Origin of the sequence: Rickettsia endosymbiont of Thecocarcelia acutangulata, assembly GCF_964263195.1 — a bacterium.
GTDB classification, from domain to species: Bacteria; Pseudomonadota; Alphaproteobacteria; order Rickettsiales; family Rickettsiaceae; genus Rickettsia; species Rickettsia felis.
This window is the reverse complement of the sequence record NZ_OZ181652.1, coordinates 40,015-60,475: the sequence shown is the minus strand read 5'-3', so window position 1 is coordinate 60,475 and position 20,461 is coordinate 40,015. Positions and strand designations below refer to the sequence as shown.

Here is a 20,461-nt window from a genome sequence, read left to right as displayed (position 1 = left end):
TTTCAAACAAAGCCGTTAACTTGATGCTCCCACAACTCCTTAAATTTACCCTTTTCTTTACGCACGAGTTCCATAAAAGTGCCGTTTTCTACGATTTTGCCTTTATCCATAACAATAATTCTATCCATATGCTTGATAGTAGATAATCTGTGAGCTATAGCAATTATAGTTACATTATCAATATCAAGCATGGTATTAATAGATTTTTGCACTTCTTGCTCTGTGTGGCTATCAAGGCTTGAAGTTGCTTCATCTAAAACCAAGATTGGAGCGTTTTTAAGAATAGCACGGGCAATTGCTATACGTTGCCTCTGTCCGCCACTTAGCTTTACTCCCCTCTCACCGACAATGGTGTTATATTTTTCCGGTAAGCTTTCGATAAATTCATGAATATTTGCAGCTTTTGCAGCGTTTTTTATTTCATCTAACTCTGCATTTTCTTTTGCATAGCCGATATTTTCAGCAATGGAGCGATGAAAAAGCATAATATCTTGAGGGATTAACGATATCTGCTCCCGTAGGCTGTCAGATGAAGTATCGTAAATACTTTGGTTATCGATTATAATATCACCGATACCGATCTCACCAAGATTACGTAAATGAATTACATACACAAATACGCCTGTTAAATATACCCAATATACTAAACTGAGTATTACACAAATAATTAAATCATATTTGTAATATCTTATTGTTAGAGGATTATGCACATTATGATAATAATCTTCTATTTTATTTAATTCTCGCCGTTTTGTTGCAAATGAAAAAATAGTAAAGATATTTGTTATACAATCAGCAACTATTCCAAATAAATTATACCAAGAATCTTGCTTATCCTGCTCCATTTTAGCAAGCTTAGTAAAAAACCGTAATGCACGAGGTAAATAAGTAGCAGTAAAAGCAATAATAACAACAAATATTTTAATATTAGTATAGGCAAGAGTAATACCGGAAAATAAGGTAATAAGTAACGGTATGCTTAATTTATACTCCATTGCTTAGTGCATTTTAGAATAATTATCACCTATGCCCCGTACTCTTCCGACTATAGAGCCGGAAAGGTTATTTTGAAAATAAGTATAGGGCAAATTAAAACAGTGATTACATATTTTATTCATCATATCTTGAAAGATATAAGGCATGGCTTTAAGCTGTGCAAAATTGTGAGCACGCCAAGCTACATCAAGTATTGCTTGTGCAGCTATAAAAACCATTACCGGTTTATAACTTTATGCAAATGTAATCTTTTCGTTTTGGGTAAACAAATCAAGCAAAAGCTTTACAGCATAATTATATAGAATAGGAGAAAAACCATTTGCAAAAGGTGCCATCATCATAATAAGATAGCAATATTTATACGGCTTTATAACCGACCATAAAAAAGAGAGGTGGTGAAATGTTGTTTTCATAAATTGAGAAATGTATGTCAAATTTATATTCTGTGCATTTTAAATAAAGTAAATACACAGAATATAATCTATATACTGTAAGGTACTTTTATATCAAAAGCATTAACAGGGAAATCTTTAGTATTTCTTGTAATTAATATGCTATTGATAAACTTTGCAGTAGCCCATATTATAGCATCAGGTAGTTTAATTTTATTTTCTTTACGAAGAACTACTGCAATTTCTTCATTCAGATTAATTATAAGAAAATTTTTAAAAAAACTTTCTATAATTTCTTGGTTCTCTTTTGATGTACCAACTAGTATTTCCATTTTAGTTATTATACTAATTTGAGGATTATTATATAAACTAATTTCTCTACGAGCTGATAAGTTTCCAAGGAAGTAGTCTATTAATATTATTAGTATCAAAGGTAGCTTTCATTCGTTCCACTCATTACGTAATTTAGCCTGATACTCCAAATTATCTAGACTTTTATCTTTCCAAAGTCCAAAAGCGTTTTCAAATGCTTTATTATTGTGATCATTACTAGCAATGTAACTAGTTAAAGCTTGCCCAATAATTTTATCTCTTGATATTTTTTTTCTTGGATAGTTGATCTAGAATTTTAATTTGCGAATCAGCTATATTAATAATAGTTCTCATATAAACTCCTTAGGATTTTTCCTAACTGGGATATCATATCCCTATGATACATATTATAAATGTCTTATATCACATTTTAGATTTAAAATCTACAAATACTTCTCATTCTCTTCCTTAACTAGAGCTATTAACTGCTTTATTGGTAATACTTCCTGCTCGGTAGTTCCAAGTCTTCTAATCGTTACTTGTTTATTTTCTTTTTCCTGCTTACCGATTACGGCAATCATAGGTATTTTTTGATTAGAAAACTCACGAATTTTATAGTTAATTTTATCAGGTGAGATATTAATAGCCGTTCTTACGCCATTATCAATTAAAGCTTTTTGCACTTCTAAAGCGTAATCGTTTAAATCGCTTGTGATTGTTGCAATAGCGACTTGTATAGGAGCAAGCCAAATAGGAAAACGTCCGACATATTCTTCAATCAATATACCGATAAAACGCTCAAGCGAGCCGAGTATTGCCCTATGGAGCATTACCGGTCTTTTTTTCTCACCGCTTGCTGCAATATAGCTAGCATCGAGTCGCTCCGGCAAAACAAAATCCATCTGAAGTGTTCCGCATTGCCATTGCCGCCCTATCGCATCGGTTAAAACAAACTCAAGCTTCGGTCCGTAAAATGCTCCCTCGCCCGGGTTTAACGTATAAGTAAACCCTGCTTTTTCTACTGCTTCTTTCAAAGCGTTCTCAGCTTTATCCCAAACTTCATCACTACCTGCTCTAATTTCGGGACGATCAGAGAATTTTACCTTTATATTGGTAAAACCGAAATCTTTATAAACTTCAGTAAGTAGCTTACAGAAACTAACCGTTTCATCGGTAATTTGCTCCTCCGCACAAAATATATGGGCATCATCTTGCACTAAACTCCGTACTCTCATTAAACCGTGCAAAGCACCGGACGCCTCATTACGATGACATAAACCAAACTCCGACATACGAAGCGGCAAATCACGATAGCTCTTGATACCTTGCTTGAAAATCTGCACGTGGCAAGGACAATTCATCGGCTTCAAAGCAAGAATCTTGTCGTCTGTTTCTAACGCAAACATATCCTCGCGGAACTTTTCCCAGTGTCCGGAAAGCTCCCAAAGGCTTTTATCGACTAAAACAGGCGTCTTAACCTCAGTATAACCGTTCTTACGAATCTTTTTCCTAATATACTGCTCAATGGTATTATATATACTCCAGCCTTTATCATGCCAAAATACCATCCCTTGAGCTTCTTCTTGGAAGTGGAATAAATCAAGCTCACGCCCAAGCTTTCTATGATCACGCTTTTCGGCTTCTTCCAGCATAAAAAGATAATTGTCTAATTGCTCTTTCGTAGCCCACGCCGTACCATATATACGCTGCAACATCTCATTACGACTATCACCTCGCCAATAAGCTCCTGCAACTTTCATCAACTTAAAATGCTTAACAAAACCTGTAGAGGGAGCATGCGGACCTCGGCATAAATCAATAAAACTACCCTGCCTGTATAAAGTAATTTGCTCACCTGCCGGAATTGAAGCAATAATTTCGGCTTTATAATGCTCTCCTATCGACTTAAAAAACTCTACAGCTTTATCCCTATCCCATAGCTCTCTTGTTACTTTCTCGTTCTTCTTTGAAAGTTCTTGCATTTTAGCTTCTATAACGGCTAAATCTTCAGTGGTAAAAGGCTTATCACGAGCAAAATCGTAGTAATAACCGTTTTCAATTTCAGGACCGATTGTTACTTGAGTTTCAGGAAATAATTCCTTTACTGCTTCTGCTGTTAAATGTGCTGCATCATGCCTTATTATCTCAAGACATTCAGGATCTTTTGCGGTTAAAATACGAAGCTTGCAATCATTTTCAATTACGGTACTTAAGTCTTTAAGCTCACCGTTTATTTCAGCAACCATTGCTGCTTTAGCAAGCGACATTGAAATTGCATTTGCTACTTCAAAAGCCGTAATATTCGACTCAAACTGTTTTACGCTCCCATCGGGAAAGGAAATATTTATCATTTTTATTCTAACTTGTTTTTTAAAAACTCATAATTTTAAGGATTATAGTATAATAATAATCTATTTAAAAGGATTAAGGTAGGCAATTTTAAAAATTAATAGATGTGATATTTTTGCTTCTATTGAAAAATATGTTGCTTTAAGTAACGTTACTATCAGCATTAATATTTATAAAATTTAAAAAAATATATATGCACTAGTAAATATTTTTATATTTATAGCATTTCAACTTTTTGTGTAATTTTACACTTGCATATTATGCTGGTTTAAGTTATTAATTATAAATCAATAACAGCATATAGGAAGCATAAAAATGAAAAAACAACCATTGTGTTTTAATTTTACTAAAAATAATCTTTTAAAAATCGAACCCCCTAGAGAAAAAAGAACTCTTTACAAAGATACTAAAGAAAAAGGATTGGTACTTATAGTATCTTACGGCGGCAGTAAAACTTTTTACCTAGCCCAAATGGTAGAAGTTAAATATAAAAGGCTCAAACTATGTCGTTTTCCTGATTTACCTGTTGAAGAAGCAAGATTAAAAGCAGCTAAACTTAAATATCAAATAGCTATGGGTGAATATCCCACTAATAAAACATATTCTTCAATTAAAAATGTTAAGAAAAATTTCAAGACAAACCTTAAAGCGTCTATTGCTAAGCCTGCCGAATATCTACAACTTAAGTTGGGAGAAACGGAGATAGAAAAAAAGAGTTTACCTTTTCATAATAAAGTTTTTTCGCTTCAAGTGTATAAAAAACTGAAAAAACTTTCTGATGATTTTTCAGATAAAAAAGACTTTGCAGCAGGAAAAAAATTAGCTGATAGTATAAATACATCAATTGAAGAGGAACTATTAGAAATAAAAATACACAAACCTAAGAAAAAAACTGACAAAAGATATTTAACTCTTGAAGAATTACCTATCTTTCTTAATATATTGAAAAAGACAGCTATTTCTCAAGTGCAAGATCTTTTTCTACTACTTATTCATACGTCGGAAAAACTAACTACTTTATTATCAATGGCATGGGGTGATATCGATTTACAAAATAAGATATGGAATATATCAAATATTAAAAAAGAAAAATCACGTTCTTTATCTCTTACTGATGAGGCAATTCAGATTTTATATAGAAGAAAACAAAAAAGTAATAGCTTATGGGTATTTCCTGCAAAAAATAAAATCAATCATATGGTAAAACCTACTCCAACACTACGGAGAATTGTTAAAGAAACAGGCTATAAAGGCTTAACATTTAATAATCTGAGTAAAACCCTAGAAAAATTGACGGATCCATTAAGAGCATCAATCAAATTATAACTTAATACAATAGACTTCTTTTGAAACTCTACGTCTAGGGGTAATTTATACGTCGAGTAGGTAACCAAGTCTTCACGTACGTTTTTGTATATGCTGCGGTTCAAGATGAAGTGTCTCTTTCAAATTCCTAATTATAAGCGAATGAGTGTTCACAGATTTTTCACTGCCACCCCACGGCTTAACCATGGGTTCCAGAAAAATGGCTTCAATATTGATATAGAAGTTACATATTTGATAAAATAAATCTATAAAAAACAAGCTTTTTATAGGTTTTACTGGATTCTCGCTTCTAGCCAAGAATGACATAAAACGATCCACGCAACAATGTCGATTAAGTTAGCTAGGATGACAATTTCTCTAACTGAATAATACTTTATTATTTACCAACAACTTGTTTTCTTTCTTGCTCTATTTGAGCCATGGCATTCATAAATTCTAATACTCTAGCATCACCAAAAATCTGATCAATAGCTTTATCATTAAAGGTTAGTCCGGTATCTTTACCTTTCACGTCAACTACTAAAGATTCACCGTCTTTTAATTCAGAGTTTTTACTAAAAGCTTCTATTGCCCTAAAGCCGTATTGCTTTATTACTGAAGATTGTTTTCCTAGATTTAAAGCAAATTCCTTAGAATCTTCTATTTTATTAAGCACCGGTATTACGGCATTATCGGTATAATTCACAAAATTATTTATAAACGCATTTGGATCCGATAATTTTATTACGCTTTCTAGATTCATAGGATTCTCTAAATTAGGCATATCAATATCAATAGCAAAATTAAAATTATCCATCACAAGATTAGTTTTACCGGATAATTTTTTTGCTTCAGGATCAAACTCACCTTTTAAATTAAATTCAGAATTATTTATTTTTGCAAAAACACCCATTACTTTTTCTCCGTCTTCTTGAGTAATAGGGCTAGTTAGTTTAAAAATTTTATCTAACTCGGCTCTTTTATTTAAACCGTTACTAAAGTAGCTTCCTAAAGCTTCAACTGCTGTTTTTTGGTATGTTTCAGAAGGTTCTATAGTAGATTTAATATTTAAAGCAAAATCAAAAATTTTATCTTTTTCTATATTTAATTTATATAAATTACTTTCTATTTTTCCTTTTCTTTCAATATCGCAAGAGAATAAAAATGGTTTACCTTTTACTAATTCTCCTAACATCTGCATAAAAATAACAGCATGAATATTTTCATCTTGCTTTTGATTTAGAGAAAAGTTTTGAATTAATAATTTTCCAAGAGCTAATAGCTCATCACTATATTTAAGCTTTAATTTGGAATTGTAAGAAATAGGTAAATTCAATATATCTAACTTTGTCAAACCATACTCAAAGGAAGCAGTATCAGAGTCATTAGCTATTTTATCTCTCAAGAATTCAAAAATTTTATCATATAAATTTCTTCTGTAATTTTCAGAAATAAAAGAAACAGTATTTTCTCCATCCAAAATTAACAAATTAAGGTTATCTGATGTTTTAGTATTAGTAATTACAGAATTGCTAATATCACTTTCTGCTAATTTTTCTGCATCTAAAGAACTATAAAGAGTTGATTTATTGTCACTCAAGCTTAATTTCCAATAATCAGCCTCTCTATTAAATAAAGATTTTCTAAACCAAATTGTTGTATGATGATCAGGTGAGTAAAAAATATTTTTTTCATCTTGAGCGGTAGTAATCTTTACATCATTTCCGTAAGAATCAATTTTTGTAATATTTAAAAACGGTATATGCTTAATAACCACTTCATCATAATAAAAATCTATAGGCTTAAACATTACTTTGTTCAAAGTAACACTAAAGCAATATTTATTAACTTTTATTGAATCATAAGTTATATATTCCCCGTATTCATCAAGAATAGAGATAATATTCTCTTTACTTTGATGTTCAAATTTATAGGCAGCATATCCCCATCCCACTAAGATTAGAGCTATAAAACTTATTATAATAAATCGTATTTTCATCTTTTTTACTGTAAAAAATTATTAAAAATCAAAAATGTTTCCTTGTGTGGATACCAAATCGTCATTGCGAGGAAATTTACAATAGTAAATTGACGAAGCAATCTCAGGAATTTGTTATTATTTCATGAGATTGCCACGTCGCCTACGGCTTCTCGCAATGACGATGAAACCGAACCATGCAACAAAACCGGTACGACATCGGAGTGTTTTTCAAGCCCAAAATAGCATATATCGCTTTAAAAATATATTTATTTTTCTTTTAAACGATCAGCTATTAGCTGATATGATTCAAAAGCTTTATTAGGCTCGTTTTCAAGCAATTCAAATCCCAATTTTTCATTACTGTTAATATGCCATAACCTACAATTATCCGGACTAATTTCATCAGTTAACATAATGATAGATTCTTCACCGTTAAACACACGCCCAAATTCTAATTTACATTCAACAAGACGAATCCCGACACCGATAAACAAGCCGCTTAGAAAATCATATATACGCAAAGCTTGCTCTTTTACCGCTTTAATTTCATCCCTAGTTAACCAGCCGAAATTTAATATTTGATACTCATTAACTATCGGATATTTAAATTCACGACTTCGGACCTTAAAATCAATAATCGGTTTATCAAATACATACCCTTCGTCCATACCGAACTCTTTTACAAATCTACCGCACGCTACCGATGATATTATTACTTGTACCGGAAAAACCTCAACATATTGAATTAATTGCTCCCTCATATTTATTTTTTCAATAAAATGATTTTCAATACCGTTCATTTCCAGTTTATCCATTAGAAAGGAAGAAATATTATTATTAAGTACCCCCTTGCCTGAGACCTCAATAATTTCACCGCTTTCTAAGGTAACATTATCGGAAAAGGCCATTATAAGTAAAAAATCTTCTTCGGCGGAATATAAAATTTTACTTGAACCTTTGTAAAGTTGTGTTTTCATTTGTTATTTTCTTAAAATTCATTTTCATCGTCATTGCAAGCGGGCATTGTGACGTGGACCAATTTTTCCGTCATTGCGAGCAGTCGTAGACTGCGTAGCAATCTCATGAATCAATACTCCTGAGATTGCTTCGTCAAAATTTTCAATTTTTCCTCGCAATGACGGTATCCAAACATAACATTAAAACCCTCTAAGATCATTCGGACCGATAATTGCCGATGTAGTAATACTACTAAATATTTTATTTGCCGTATTAATAATGTCATCGGCTTTTATATTAGTAATAATTTCCATAATCTCTTCAGGAGGAATATATTTACCGAAAGCTGCATAATTTTTACCAATTTCTTCTGATTTATAAGCTACTTTTTCTTGTGCCATCAACAAATTACTTCGTAGTTGCGTTTTAGCTCTAATCATCTCTTCTTCATTAACTTTCTCAGTCATCTTGGTTATTTCGGTTTTAAGCTCTTTGTATAATAACTCCAATTTATCATGTGCGGTACTTGCATAAATAGTAAATACCCCGCTATCAGAATATGTACTATTATAACTACCCACCGCATATGCAAGACCTAATTTTTCACGAATATGCTGAAATAAACGTGAAGACATACCACCTCCGAATATTATAGCAAGTAACTGGGTTCGGTAAAGCCTTTCTAAGTTAATATAAGGCGTTCCTTCAAAACCAAGGATTAAAGTAGTCTGCTCCAAATCCTTATTGATAAAGCTATTACCTCCTATATATTTTGCAGGAAGAAAATTACTTTTTTCTCCTTGCTTTAAAGAAGAAAACAATCGCTCTGCACTACTTACTATTTTATCGTGATCAACATTACCGGCAACCGATAAATACAAATTTCCAGCGTTATAATGTTTATCTATAAAACTCAAAAAATGCTCTTTAGTAAAACTAGATAATGTTTTGCTTGTTCCAAGAATCGGTTTACCGAGCGGCTGATCCTTATAAACACTGCTATAAAACTTCTCATATATTAAATCATCGGGATTATCCTGACTATGGGCTATTTCCTGTAATATTACCTGATATTCCTTTGCTATCTCTTCTTCAGCAAAAATAGAATTTTGTATTATATCGGCAAGTATATTCAGAGCTTTATCGCAATTCTCAGATAATACTCGTGCGTAATATATTGTTTTTTCATGACCTGTATAAGCGTTAAAATGACCGCCTATTTCATCAAATTCTTCGGCTATTTGTTTTGCCGTTCTTGTTGTTGTACCTTTAAAAGCCATATGCTCAAGAAAGTGGGATATCCCCTCCTCTTCCGAATTTTCATAACGGCTTCCGACTTTAACAATTAAATTTATTGCTACCGAATTAACATAAGGCATATTATAGGTTAAAATTGTCAAGTTGTTTTTTAATTTACTAACGTTAAAATTTTCTTTCATAATTTATTTTTTATTTTTATTTCATTGTCATTGCGAGGAGGTGTTGTTGCGTGGATACCGCCCCGTCATTGCAAGAAAAAACTGTAAGTTTTGATGAAGCAATCTAGTAAAAAATTCTGTATATCAGAATTTTTTTAATTATTTTTCTGGATTGCCGCGTCGCTTCGCTCCTCGCAATGACGACTTGGTGTCCATGCAATAATGCCTATAGTCGCTCGCAATGACGTTTTTTGATTTAAGCAACGACTCTCTTAACTTAGCAAGACGTAAAAACCTTGCAAAGGCAAAAATCATTGAATCTACAAAACCGTCAAAACCGAATACAAAATAGCGTCTGATAAAAAACGCTTTAAAAAACCACCATATCATTTCAGTTGTTAAACGAAAATTTGAAAGTTTTTTTCCTTGCTTAACTAAATCTTTTGCTTGCTCGCTAGAATAAAAATTTGCTTTAGTTACCAACTGCTCAATTGAAGTACCGGAATAATGATAAGCAGCTTCATTTAATAGATAAATTTTACCTACAAAATCAACATCTTTGTTAAATACCACCGAATCATGAGTAGTACTATTTACGGTATTTGCAAAACTTGCAAATTTTTTATTATACAACCGAGTACATTTATTAAACGGAGCAAACATTCGTGGCTTTTGGTCATTACGATGCATTATTAACAGCTTTATTTGATAAGCCAAATAACGATCTTGATTATGAGAGGCAAAAATATACTCTATTTCGTCTTGTAACTCTTTAGACAACTCCTCATCGGCATCAATATTAAGAATCCAATCATTTACGCAAAGGCTCTCGGCAAAAGATTTCTGTCCTACATAGCCAAGCCACGGCTTTACTATTACCTTTGCTCCTAATTGTTCAGCGATTGCTACCGTATCATCAGTACTTTCGCTATCGACTACTATCACTTCATCAGTAATATTTTTTACACTATTTATAGCTCTTGCTATCCTTGCCGATTCATTTTTGGTAATAATAAATGCTGAGATTTTTGTCATATACTTAATAATGTCATTGCAAGAAACTTAAACCTTGTTACATATATCGAAAAACATATCTGGTGTCATTCCGTGGCTTGACCACGGAATCCATAAAAATAATAAACAAATACTAATAATTTTAGTATTTTAACTGGATCCCGTGGTCAAGCCACGGGATGACAGAGGTAAAATTGGTCCATGCAACAATGCCTAGCGGGAATGACATTACTGCACTGTAATAACAATAATTTTACCCTATCATCCTAAACACCAACTTAACTATATAAGTTAAAAGTAGCGTGGATAATAATCCGCTGAGCCATAGAATAATAAACCATTGCCACCCTTTTAGACAAGAGGTTATTTTTTTAATATATCGGATGATGAGATGATTTGCCACGGAATATATAATAACAATAGAAAGTATAGCCAAGTATGACAGGTAGGAATATCCCAGCCCCTATTAATAGTAAAGACTGTGACTCCGGTGCTGCTACTGCGGTTTCGAGCGTAACTTTATAAGGAACGATATATGGCCATATACTTATCGCAAGCCCTAAATATCCTAATAAAAATAACAAGATCGTATAAATAAACGGCTTTACTTCTTTTTTTTGCTTAACGGCTTTAATTAACTTAATAAATATTAAAGCAGTTACAATAGGTACAATCGATAAATAGTAAATATTAGGCACACTAAACCAACGATGATTTATGTGGTTATTTAAGAAAGGAACCCATAAGCTTACAATCCCCATAAAAAGTGCAACGTAAAATAAAATATATAAGGCAGATTTATAAGCCCAATCTTGTGTTTTCTTTTCTGTTTTCAGAATAAGCCAAGTAGCACCTAAGAGTGCATAACCGAATATTAATGCTATCCCCGTCATAACGGAGAAGGGAGTAAGGAAATCAAAACTCCCTCCTGCAAATTCTCGTCCTTCTATCTCTATTCCTTGGACAAACGTACCAAGCATTAAACCTTGACAAAAAACAGCAAGCATAGAACCAAAATGAAAAGCGTAATCCCAAATATAACGATGACCTATATGAGCCTTAAAACGAAACTCAAAAGCTACACCTCGAAAGATTAAGCCAAGTAACATCAATGTAATAGGAATATATAAAGCCGGCATTAATAGCGAATATGCCAATGGGAAAGCTGCAAATAAACCACCACCGCCAAGTACTAACCAAGTTTCGTTACCGTCCCAAAAAGGAGCAATAGAATTGATCATTTTATGACGGCAATCATCGGTAGGTGCAAACGGAAATAAGATTCCTACTCCTAAATCAAAACCGTCTAATAAAACATATAAACAAATAGCAGTAGCTATAAGACCACCCCAAATAAGCGGTAAATCTATATAAGGTGCAAAGTTTAACATATATTATCTTTATGTGTTTAAATATTTTATGTCATCCCCGCATGACATTGTTGCGTGGAACAATTTTATCTCTGTCATCCCGTGGCTTGACCACGGGATCCAGTTAAAATACTAATAATTTTAGTATTTTTTATTGTTTTTATGGACCCCGTGGTCAAGCCACGGGGTGACACAGTTGGTTTTACCGGTCCACACGGGAATGACATAAATCACAACCGATTACTTAATTCGATCTCTCCGTACGTTTCTTTATTATCTATCGCTTCTATACCTTTCTTTATTAAATGCATTATATAATATATACCCGCTCCGAAAATGATCACATATACTACTACAAAAGCAATTAGAGAAATAAATACATATTTGCCGAGTACCGGTGATACCGTATCTGCGGTTTTTAAAATATTATATACTATATAAGGTTGTCTACCTACCTCGGTTACAAACCAACCGGCAAGTACTGCAATAAAACCTGAAGGTGACATTAATATATACCAATATTGAAACCAGTGCGTAGTATATAATCTTTTCTTCAAGTAAAGATATAAGCCCGCAATACCTGTAAATACCATTAAGAAACCGATTCCTATCATAATACGGAAGCTAAAAAATACGACTAGCACAGGCGGGCGCTCTTCTTTTGTCCATTCTTTTAATCCTTTCACTTCACCGTCTAAGCTATGTGTTAAGATTAAACTACTAGCATACGGTATTTCTAAAGCATATTTTGTTTTTTCTTCTTCCCCATCAGGAAAGCCGATAAGATTAAAAGCTGCTCCTTTTTCCGTATTCCAAATACCTTCCATAGCCGAAACTTTAACCGGCTGATATTTAAGAGTATTTAAACCATGCAAATCGCCGATAAATATTTGAATAGGGGCAACGATTAACGCCATTAACACCGCCATAAAAAGCATAATTTCAGCATGCTCTTTATAACGATTATTTAGTAAATAAAAGCTAGCTACACCACCGATAACAAAAGAAGTAGTTAAATAAGCCGCCGTAATCATATGGAAAAAGCGATATAGGAAAGAAGGGTTAAAGATAATTTCTAGCCAATTTAAAGGAAAAAAGAACCCATCGCCTCGCAGTTCAAAACCAGCAGGCGTATGCATCCAGCTACTAGCTGCAAGTATCCAAAAAGCTGAGATTACAGTACCAACAGCAACTATTAACGTAGAAATAAAATGTACTTTTTTACTGACTTTATTAAAGCCGAATAACATTATACCTAAAAAAGAAGATTCGAGGAAAAAGGCAGTAAATACTTCAAAACCGAGAAGCGGACCGAGGACATTTCCAACCTTATCTGAAAAATTCGACCAGTTAGTACCGAATTGATAAGACATTACAACGCCTGAAACTACTCCCATACCGAAAGTAACGGCAAAAATCTTCACCCAAAATTTGTATATTTCTTGATAAACCGGCTTTTTTGTTTTTAACCATAACCCTTCAATTACCGCTAAAAAGCTTGCAAGCCCTATAGTAAAAGCAGGAAATATTATATGAAAACTTATGGTAAAAGCAAACTGAATCCTCGATAATAATACTTGATCAAATTCCATATTTAAGCTGCTGTTTTAAGATTCAACGTCATTGCGAGAAAAAATTGAAAATTTTGACGAAGCAATCTAAGGAATTTCTTATTATTCATGAGATTGCCACGCATCCTACGGCTGCTCGCAATGACGACTTGGTATCACACGGGCAATGCCCGCTTGCAATGACGAAAAAACTGAAGTACACAATAACATCAATACAATATTTGATTTAATCATCCACCTTTGCTATTATTAAATTCTATCTGATTAGTTTTAACAAATTTTCCTTTTTCGGAGTTCCAATTATAATGAACATTTACTATTCTTACTTCTGTAACATTAATATCACCATTGGGCAATTGAGTTACATCATACCCTTTTCGGATAGAATCCGTAATTAATAAACTTGCTTGACAAATATATTTTACATCAAAGAACGGAGAATCGTCTTCCTTAGACTTTTCTTGTTCTTCTAAAAAATTATTAGATAATTCTTTTTCTTGCATTTCTAATGATTTTGAAGTTATTTTCTGAATTTTGTAGCATTATTTAAGGTAAGAAGCAAGGCTTGTTTATTATTTTTCCATAGATTTAATATTTTTAGGTATATTTTTGCAAAATAATTAAATTAAAATATGCTCTGAAATAACACGAATTAATATATTATTTTAAAATTGAGGTACATTATCGTGATAAAATACCCTACTTTATCTAAATCAACATTTAGCTTAGGTATTTATTTTTTAAAATTCGATAAAGTTAAAATTACTTTATTGACTGTAATCTGTATTTTACTCGGTATGATTCCGGCAATTGATAGTATATTACTTCAGAAAATCATTGATCTAATCAAATCTTTCAGTGATAAGAACGCAAATAACCTTTTATCTTCCATGATTTACTGGGCAGTATTTTATGCTCTTTGGTGGGAGAGTATTAATATAGCATATCGTTCATATGATTATTTGTATCTAAAGACTATGCCCGTAATAAAAGGAAAAATACTAAATGAACTTTATAATTATACTCAATATCATAGCCATAAATTCTTTCAGGATAATTTAGCCGGACATATTAGCAATCGTATTACCGAAACCGCAAGATCGTTTGAGATGATTATTTCAATATTCGGTGAAAAAATTCTTCGTAAACTAGCTATTATCGTATTTGCATTAATTGCTTTATATTCCGTACATTACGTTTTTGCTACGATATTTATTTTATGGATTACGGTTTTTTTAGGGCTGAGTGTTCTTTTCTCGGATAAAATCAATAAATACTCATTAAATTATGCTAGAAGCCAATCTTTTGTTGCCGGTAGTATCGTAGATGCAATTAGCAACATTAATGCGGTTAGAATGTTTACAGCCCATAAATTTGAACGTCAACATTTAGAAACAAGGGTAGAAAATGCCGTGGCTGATGAGCAAACTATGCAATTTTTTATGTTCAAATTGCGTTATGCTCTTGGGACTTCTTGTTCAATAATGATTTTTATAATGATTTATTATTTATCTAAACTTCGTAGCGAATTATCTATAAGCATAGGTGATTGCGTATTAGTGCTAACGTTATGTATAAATGTAGCAGACGATATTTGGGATTTAACGCAAGAAATCGGTGATATGTTCGAGCAGGTCGGGGCATTTAATCAAGGCTTATCTTTAATGGCACCGCATATTATAACGGATATTGAAAACGCTACTCCTTTAGATATCAAAGAAGGGGTTATCGAATTTAGAAACGTTACGTTTAATTATCATCATAATAACAATTTATTTTATAATAAATCGGTATTAATACCTAGTAAACAAAAAGTAGGACTAGTCGGGTTTTCCGGTTCAGGAAAAACCACTTTTATTAGTTTACTCACTAGATTACATGATATAGAAGAAGGAATGATTTTAATAGATAATCAAAATATTAAAAACGTAACTCAAGATTCTCTAAGAAAAGCTATTAGCCTTATACCGCAAGAACCGGTACTTTTTCACCGTACTATTTTGGAAAATATCAGATACGGGAAAAAAGAAGCTACTCTTGAAGAGGTTATAATTGCTGCAAAAGCTGCACATATTCATGATGTTATCGATAATCTACCGGACGGTTACGATACTATGTGCGGAGAGCGAGGAAATAATTTATCCGGCGGTCAGCGTCAAAGAATCATTATAGCAAGAGCCATCTTAAAAAATGCTCCTATTTTGATTCTTGATGAAGCAACAAGTAGCTTAGATAGCGAGACTGAAAGCCTGATTCAAGAGTCAATGGATTATTTAATGCAAAATAAAACCGTGATAGTCATTGCTCATAGATTATCTACTTTACTCAATATGGATAGGATTTTAGTTTTTGAAAAAGGTAGTATAATCGATGATGGTAGCCACGCAGAATTACTGAAAAATAGTAAGCTATATCAAAAATTATGGAACTCCCAAGTTAAAGGATTGATAGTGTGAGGATGTGTTGCCTGCGTGGATACCGCCCCGTCATTGCGAGGAGCGAAGCGACGTGGCAATCTTGTCAAGCATCCTGAGATTGCCACGGCGTCCCAAAGAACGCCTCGCAATGACGACCTTTAGTATACACGCAAGCAAACCTTACTTGACATAATACCGACCTCAACCTTTAAACTAAGTCAATATGCCCTTCTGCTTCTCCTGTTACTTGAACTTGAAACCCGTTTTTTTCAGTAAATCCAGTGCAGTATTATACGTTAACTCATCATCAAATGTTATCGTACCTTCAACGCTACCTCTAATAATATCTGCAACTTTTTTTACGATGCATTTTATTAGCGGTTGTTTTATAGACTCCTCTTCCACTTGTTTTGAAAATTTATCTAGTTCTAATAGGCTTTTGATATACTCATCTTTAGAAGCATTTTTTTCAACCGGCAATATTCCTGATTTCCATTGAACAAATGCTACTAAATCTTTCTTATTAATAGATTTAATTTCCTTATAATCATTCTTACGAAATGCGGATTCAAGCGTTAAAAGAGTTCTCAGAGGTTTATAAATTGTTTCATCGTCACGAACCGCTTTACCACCAAGAGTGAGTATATCCGGATTAGCACCATACTGTAAAAATACTTTTATGATATTCATTTTAGCTTGATTACCCGTAGCATTTATAAAATAACCCATTAATCTTTGAAATAGAGGTCTTCCATGTGTTTCAAATTCCATATTAGCACCGTGAGCAAGTAACGTAGTTACTAAAGATACATCTTGTTTTGCAAAAATCGCTATATCTAAACAAGATCTATCGTTCTCTCCAATATTAGGATCAGCATTATTTTCAAGAAGAAATTCTACAATATCTTGGTGCTTATCGTTTATAGCGTCAAATAAAGGCGTTGTATCTCGCGTACTAAGAAAGTTTATATCTGCTCCTTTTTCAAGCAAAAGCTTAGCTATTTGTTTATTATTCTTACGGCAAGCAACTTCTAAAAAGGTGCTATCTGTATGTTTATTAAATTCTGTATTTGGATCAACTTCTAAACTTGTTAATAAAGCTTCCACTAAATTAATATCATTCTTTATGATTGCATTATATATAGCATTTACCGGATCATTTACTATTCTAGAAATTTTAGAATATGCATCGCTATCTACTGAACGCAGTGAATCCCCAGAATTAATTGAATTTTTTACTTCTTGAACAAAGCTCTCTCTTAAAAATTCATATCTTTTTACTTTATCTATAAACCCCATAATTTGTTGTTCTTCTATATCTTTACCGCTTAATATCTCATCAAACTTATTCTTAATTATATCATCGGTTATTTCTATTGTTTCTGCTTGTGCTTTCATAAATATTTCTTTAATTATTCAATTAATAGTATTTTGTATCGTACAGAAAAAAATCATTTTATCAACAAATAATTTATTTATTAGTAAATAATCAATAAACTAAAATATTATATTAAATATCGTAATATGCTGTTATAGTAATTTCTTTAACTGCTAATATTCTATAATGAAACTATCTGATTTTGACTTTAATTTACCAAGCGAGCTTATAGCACAATATCCATCTAGCGAACGTGATAACTCGGATTTACTAATTGCGGCTATGCCGCCTATTAAAATCAAATTCTACAATATAATAGATTACTTAAAAGAAGGGGATTTATTAGTCTTTAATAATAGCAAAGTGATAAAAGCAAAGTTAAATTTAGAGAGAAATATTACAATAAATTTGAATCAAAAATTATCGGATGATAGTTGGTCGGCTTTTGCTAAACCGGCTCGAAAACTTAATATAGGCGATGAGTTTTATTTTGATAATCATAAGGTAATAATTACCGAAAAACTTGCAATGGGTGAGATTAAAGTAAAATTTGAACTTGATAATATTTCGGTATTTGAATTTTTGGACAAATACGGTGAGATGCCGCTACCGGTTTATATTAGACGTTCTAAACGTCATTGCGAGGAAGAAGAGAGTTCTGACGAAGCAATCTCATCACAAAATCCTGAGATTGCCACGGAGTCCAAAAGGACGCCTAGCAATGACGATAAGCTAGACTCTCTACGCTATCAAACAATCTATAGTCAAATAGAAGGTTCGGTTGCAGCACCGACGGCAGGGTTGCACTTTACAAAAGATATACTTGATAAACTCAAAATAAAAGGCGTACATGCCGCTTTTGTAACCTTACATGTAGGAGCTGGAACTTTTTTACCTGTAAAAACTGAAAATATTCATGAGCATAAAATGCATACCGAATATTGCTCTATTACTCCTGAAACTGCTGAAATCATCAATAAAGCAAAGCAAGAAAGGAGGCGTATTATCGCAGTCGGCACTACCACGCTTAGAACTCTTGAGAGTGCTTGCAATAACGGCATTATAAAAGCAGGTAGCTTTGAAACTGATATCTTCATAACTCCCGGCTTTAAATTTCAAACGGCCGATATGCTGCTTACCAATTTCCATTTTCCGAAATCCACTTTATTTATGCTTATATGTGCTTTTGCCGGATTTAAAGAGATGCACGAATTATATAAATATGCTATAAAAGAAAAAATGTGTTTTTTCAGTTATGGCGATGCAACAGTTTTGTATAGGAAATGATAATCACAATCGTCAAGAAAGAGCGAAAGGGGTTGTCGCATGGCTCTTCTATGTCATTCCCGCGTAGGCGGGAATCTAGAAAAAGCATACATACAGCAAACTTTTGAAATTAAAAGCTCGATTTATCTCGCTTTACGCTGGATTCCTGCTTTCGCAGGAATAGCATAAGAGCCATGATGCAATAACACCTTTAGTTAATAAATATTATAATATAAACATGCAACAAACTTTTAACTATTTAAATCAAAGAATTGTACTGCTTGCAGAAGTTATTCATGCTTCTGAAACTAACAAAAACGACTATATGTACGATGCTGCATTATTAAGATTCAGGTTCGTAATAGAACTATTTTGGAAAGTTTTAAAAAAATATTAACTTACGAGGAGATTGATAGTACTAATCCAAGGGATGTAATGAGTAAAGCCTTTCAATTTAACATAATTGATGATGAACAAATGTGGCTCGAAATGCTTAAAGATCGAAATGTTACCTCTCATGTTTACAAATATGAAGATGCAAAACAAGTTTTTCAGAATATAAAGTTATATCTGCCGATTTTAGAAAAAACCTATAACAAATTAGATAAAAAATATTTTGGATGAGCAAATCCTCTACTTCATTAATACTGGACGAAAAACAGACTGCGTTATTAGAAGAACTAAAACAGTTAGCAGCAGAACTTAATAAGCCTAAAAGCTTATTCAAATTCTTTAATCAAAACAATTTAAAAAGCGGAATTTATTTATACGGTCCGGTGGGCAGCGGTAAGACTATGCTGATGAATTCTTTTTTTGAAGAGATAAGCATACCTAAAATCATTATCCATTATCAGAACTTTATGCAGGAAACTCATAAATCTATGCATAAATTACAAACAGAAAATCAAAAAGATATCATCCCTAAAATTGCTAAAAACTATGCTAAACATACTAAACTGTTATGTATAGATGAGTTTGAAATTAAAGACATTACCGATGCAATGATAATAGGTAGATTATTTAATGAATTAATAAAGCAAAATATTTTTATTTTTATAACCTCTAACACGAGTCCCAATAATCTTTACAAAGACGGATTACAACGAGAATCTTTCTTACCTTTTATAAAGATAATCAATAATACATTTTACGTTAAATATCTAGATAATCACCATGATTATCGATTTGATAAAGCATTAGGAGTTAAAGGGGCAAGGATAATTTATCCCTTAACTTTAGAAAACCAAAACAAACTTGAAAAAATTATCACAGATATTAGTGATAATAATCTCGTTTTTCAAAATATACAGGTTCTAGGTAGAGAAATATCCTTTCAAAAAGTACATAAAAGAATATTAGTAACAGATTATAATGAATTATTTACAAGAGACTTAAGCTATATCGATTATGTTAATATTTGTCAAAATTTCAACGTTATTATAGTAGGGAATGTTCATACTATCGATGCTAATGATACAAATACAGCCGTTAGATTTATCAACTTTATCGATAATGCCTATTTCTATAAAATACTTTTATTTATGAGCCTAGAAGATAAGCCGAGTAAAATATATCAAGGTTCAGCACGAGCCGCAGAATTCAAACGCACTATTTCAAGACTAAATGAAATGAATAGCGAATCTTATTTATTAAATAATGATTTTAAGAATTAACTTCCTTAAGAGATTGAAATATGAATATTTTCCCTTCAAAAATCTTATCAATTTTCGCTAAA

General features: G+C 32.4%; 20 protein-coding genes and 1 pseudogene. 7 read left to right on the top strand and 14 right to left on the bottom strand.

The annotated features are described in order from the left end of the window. Positions 1–2: 2 nt before the first annotated feature. The 6 genes and pseudogenes from ACE38Q_RS00310 to thrS form a co-directional block, all read right to left on the bottom strand. Positions 3–995: an ATP-binding cassette domain-containing protein gene (locus ACE38Q_RS00310; protein ID WP_500189635.1), complete on the bottom strand. Its 993-nt coding sequence runs from the start codon at positions 993–995 to the stop codon at positions 3–5. A gap of 3 nt (positions 996–998) precedes the next feature. Further along, entirely contained in the window at positions 999–1,214 is a 216-nt protein-coding gene (locus ACE38Q_RS00305) for a hypothetical protein (protein WP_500189634.1), read from the bottom strand. A 15-nt stretch (positions 1,215–1,229) separates the two neighbouring features. Then, positions 1,230–1,409 carry a hypothetical protein gene (locus ACE38Q_RS00300; protein WP_500189633.1) on the bottom strand — a complete coding sequence of 60 codons (180 nt, stop codon included), beginning with the start codon at positions 1,407–1,409 and terminating at the stop codon, positions 1,230–1,232. 68 nt (positions 1,410–1,477) lie between these two features. Beyond that, positions 1,478–1,819: a PIN domain-containing protein gene (locus tag ACE38Q_RS00295; protein ID WP_500189632.1), complete on the bottom strand. Its 342-nt coding sequence runs from the start codon at positions 1,817–1,819 to the stop codon at positions 1,478–1,480. A 9-nt stretch (positions 1,820–1,828) separates the two neighbouring features. Further along, positions 1,829–2,054: pseudogene (locus tag ACE38Q_RS00290) on the bottom strand (hypothetical protein). Between the two features lie 89 nt (positions 2,055–2,143). Beyond that, positions 2,144–4,051: a threonine--tRNA ligase gene (gene thrS / locus ACE38Q_RS00285; RefSeq protein ID WP_500189631.1), complete on the bottom strand. Its 1,908-nt coding sequence runs from the start codon at positions 4,049–4,051 to the stop codon at positions 2,144–2,146. Between the two features lie 313 nt (positions 4,052–4,364). Between thrS and ACE38Q_RS00280 the strand changes: the two genes are divergently transcribed. After that, positions 4,365–5,375 carry a tyrosine-type recombinase/integrase gene (locus ACE38Q_RS00280; RefSeq protein ID WP_500189630.1) on the top strand — a complete coding sequence of 337 codons (1,011 nt, stop codon included), beginning with the start codon at positions 4,365–4,367 and terminating at the stop codon, positions 5,373–5,375. A 376-nt stretch (positions 5,376–5,751) separates the two neighbouring features. Here the strand turns inward: ACE38Q_RS00280 and ACE38Q_RS00275 are convergent, their stop codons facing one another. From ACE38Q_RS00275 to ACE38Q_RS00245, 7 genes are all read right to left on the bottom strand, one after another. Further along, entirely contained in the window at positions 5,752–7,353 is a 1,602-nt protein-coding gene (locus ACE38Q_RS00275) for a phosphoribosylaminoimidazolesuccinocarboxamide synthase (RefSeq protein WP_500189629.1), read from the bottom strand. 248 nt (positions 7,354–7,601) lie between these two features. Beyond that, positions 7,602–8,312, bottom strand: coding sequence for a phosphoribosylaminoimidazolesuccinocarboxamide synthase (locus tag ACE38Q_RS00270; RefSeq protein WP_040257149.1), 711 nt, complete (start codon positions 8,310–8,312; stop codon positions 7,602–7,604). A 180-nt stretch (positions 8,313–8,492) separates the two neighbouring features. Next, positions 8,493–9,731 carry a M16 family metallopeptidase gene (locus ACE38Q_RS00265; RefSeq protein WP_500189628.1) on the bottom strand — a complete coding sequence of 413 codons (1,239 nt, stop codon included), beginning with the start codon at positions 9,729–9,731 and terminating at the stop codon, positions 8,493–8,495. Positions 9,732–9,869: 138 nt separating this feature from the next. Continuing rightward, a complete protein-coding gene (locus tag ACE38Q_RS00260; protein WP_500189627.1) occupies positions 9,870–10,745 on the bottom strand; it encodes a glycosyltransferase family 2 protein in 876 nt (291 codons plus the stop codon). Between the two features lie 350 nt (positions 10,746–11,095). Then, positions 11,096–12,115, bottom strand: coding sequence for a cytochrome d ubiquinol oxidase subunit II (gene cydB, locus ACE38Q_RS00255; RefSeq protein WP_500189626.1), 1,020 nt, complete (start codon positions 12,113–12,115; stop codon positions 11,096–11,098). Between the two features lie 209 nt (positions 12,116–12,324). Next, on the bottom strand, positions 12,325–13,686 hold the full coding sequence (locus tag ACE38Q_RS00250) for a cytochrome ubiquinol oxidase subunit I (protein ID WP_500189625.1): 1,362 nt from the start codon (positions 13,684–13,686) through the stop codon (positions 12,325–12,327). Between the two features lie 209 nt (positions 13,687–13,895). Beyond that, the gene (locus ACE38Q_RS00245) at positions 13,896–14,168 is read right to left on the bottom strand and encodes a DUF2671 domain-containing protein (RefSeq protein WP_010976947.1); all 273 of its coding nucleotides are present in this window, start codon (positions 14,166–14,168) and stop codon (positions 13,896–13,898) included. A gap of 183 nt (positions 14,169–14,351) precedes the next feature. Here ACE38Q_RS00245 and ACE38Q_RS00240 point away from each other — a divergent pair, with 183 nt between their 5' ends. Next, the gene (locus ACE38Q_RS00240) at positions 14,352–16,121 is read left to right on the top strand and encodes an ABC transporter ATP-binding protein (RefSeq protein WP_500189624.1); all 1,770 of its coding nucleotides are present in this window, start codon (positions 14,352–14,354) and stop codon (positions 16,119–16,121) included. Positions 16,122–16,325: 204 nt separating this feature from the next. Here ACE38Q_RS00240 and ACE38Q_RS00235 read toward each other — a convergent pair whose 3' ends face one another. Beyond that, the gene (locus ACE38Q_RS00235) at positions 16,326–17,480 is read right to left on the bottom strand and encodes an ankyrin repeat domain-containing protein (RefSeq protein ID WP_500189623.1); all 1,155 of its coding nucleotides are present in this window, start codon (positions 17,478–17,480) and stop codon (positions 16,326–16,328) included. 166 nt (positions 17,481–17,646) lie between these two features. Between ACE38Q_RS00235 and queA the strand changes: the two genes are divergently transcribed. Genes queA through zapE form a run of 5 tightly spaced genes read left to right on the top strand, consistent with a single transcriptional unit; the run spans position 17,647 to position 20,399 of the window. Beyond that, positions 17,647–18,747, top strand: coding sequence for a tRNA preQ1(34) S-adenosylmethionine ribosyltransferase-isomerase QueA (gene queA / locus ACE38Q_RS00230; RefSeq protein ID WP_500189622.1), 1,101 nt, complete (start codon positions 17,647–17,649; stop codon positions 18,745–18,747). 39 nt (positions 18,748–18,786) lie between these two features. Further along, entirely contained in the window at positions 18,787–18,915 is a 129-nt protein-coding gene (locus ACE38Q_RS00225; RefSeq protein WP_500189621.1) for a hypothetical protein, read from the top strand. A 49-nt stretch (positions 18,916–18,964) separates the two neighbouring features. Further along, a complete protein-coding gene (locus ACE38Q_RS00220) occupies positions 18,965–19,123 on the top strand; it encodes a hypothetical protein (protein ID WP_500189620.1) in 159 nt (52 codons plus the stop codon). Continuing rightward, entirely contained in the window at positions 19,099–19,350 is a 252-nt protein-coding gene (locus ACE38Q_RS00215) for an HI0074 family nucleotidyltransferase substrate-binding subunit (protein ID WP_500189619.1), read from the top strand. The genes ACE38Q_RS00220 and ACE38Q_RS00215 overlap by 25 nt, the downstream gene beginning before the upstream one ends. Continuing rightward, on the top strand, positions 19,347–20,399 hold the full coding sequence (gene zapE, locus ACE38Q_RS00210; protein ID WP_500189618.1) for a cell division protein ZapE: 1,053 nt from the start codon (positions 19,347–19,349) through the stop codon (positions 20,397–20,399). The genes ACE38Q_RS00215 and zapE overlap by 4 nt, the downstream gene beginning before the upstream one ends. Positions 20,400–20,461 lie beyond the last annotated feature (62 nt).

Coding starts and splice junctions, on each gene's coding strand:
- ACE38Q_RS00245 (WP_010976947.1), bottom strand. CDS start 14,168: ATGCAAGAAAAAGAATTATCTAATAATTTTTTAGAAGAACAAGAAAAG.
- ACE38Q_RS00305 (WP_500189634.1), bottom strand. CDS start 1,214: ATGGTTTTTATAGCTGCACAAGCAATACTTGATGTAGCTTGGCGTGCT.
- queA (WP_500189622.1), top strand. CDS start 17,647: ATGAAACTATCTGATTTTGACTTTAATTTACCAAGCGAGCTTATAGCA.
- ACE38Q_RS00300 (WP_500189633.1), bottom strand. CDS start 1,409: ATGAAAACAACATTTCACCACCTCTCTTTTTTATGGTCGGTTATAAAG.
- thrS (WP_500189631.1), bottom strand. CDS start 4,051: ATGATAAATATTTCCTTTCCCGATGGGAGCGTAAAACAGTTTGAGTCG.
- ACE38Q_RS00235 (WP_500189623.1), bottom strand. CDS start 17,480: ATGAAAGCACAAGCAGAAACAATAGAAATAACCGATGATATAATTAAG.
- ACE38Q_RS00310 (WP_500189635.1), bottom strand. CDS start 995: ATGGAGTATAAATTAAGCATACCGTTACTTATTACCTTATTTTCCGGT.
- ACE38Q_RS00220 (WP_500189620.1), top strand. CDS start 18,965: ATGCAACAAACTTTTAACTATTTAAATCAAAGAATTGTACTGCTTGCA.
- ACE38Q_RS00265 (WP_500189628.1), bottom strand. CDS start 9,731: ATGAAAGAAAATTTTAACGTTAGTAAATTAAAAAACAACTTGACAATT.
- ACE38Q_RS00260 (WP_500189627.1), bottom strand. CDS start 10,745: ATGACAAAAATCTCAGCATTTATTATTACCAAAAATGAATCGGCAAGG.
- ACE38Q_RS00250 (WP_500189625.1), bottom strand. CDS start 13,686: ATGGAATTTGATCAAGTATTATTATCGAGGATTCAGTTTGCTTTTACC.
- ACE38Q_RS00225 (WP_500189621.1), top strand. CDS start 18,787: ATGGCTCTTCTATGTCATTCCCGCGTAGGCGGGAATCTAGAAAAAGCA.
- cydB (WP_500189626.1), bottom strand. CDS start 12,115: ATGTTAAACTTTGCACCTTATATAGATTTACCGCTTATTTGGGGTGGT.
- ACE38Q_RS00275 (WP_500189629.1), bottom strand. CDS start 7,353: ATGAAAATACGATTTATTATAATAAGTTTTATAGCTCTAATCTTAGTG.
- ACE38Q_RS00270 (WP_040257149.1), bottom strand. CDS start 8,312: ATGAAAACACAACTTTACAAAGGTTCAAGTAAAATTTTATATTCCGCC.
- zapE (WP_500189618.1), top strand. CDS start 19,347: ATGAGCAAATCCTCTACTTCATTAATACTGGACGAAAAACAGACTGCG.
- ACE38Q_RS00280 (WP_500189630.1), top strand. CDS start 4,365: ATGAAAAAACAACCATTGTGTTTTAATTTTACTAAAAATAATCTTTTA.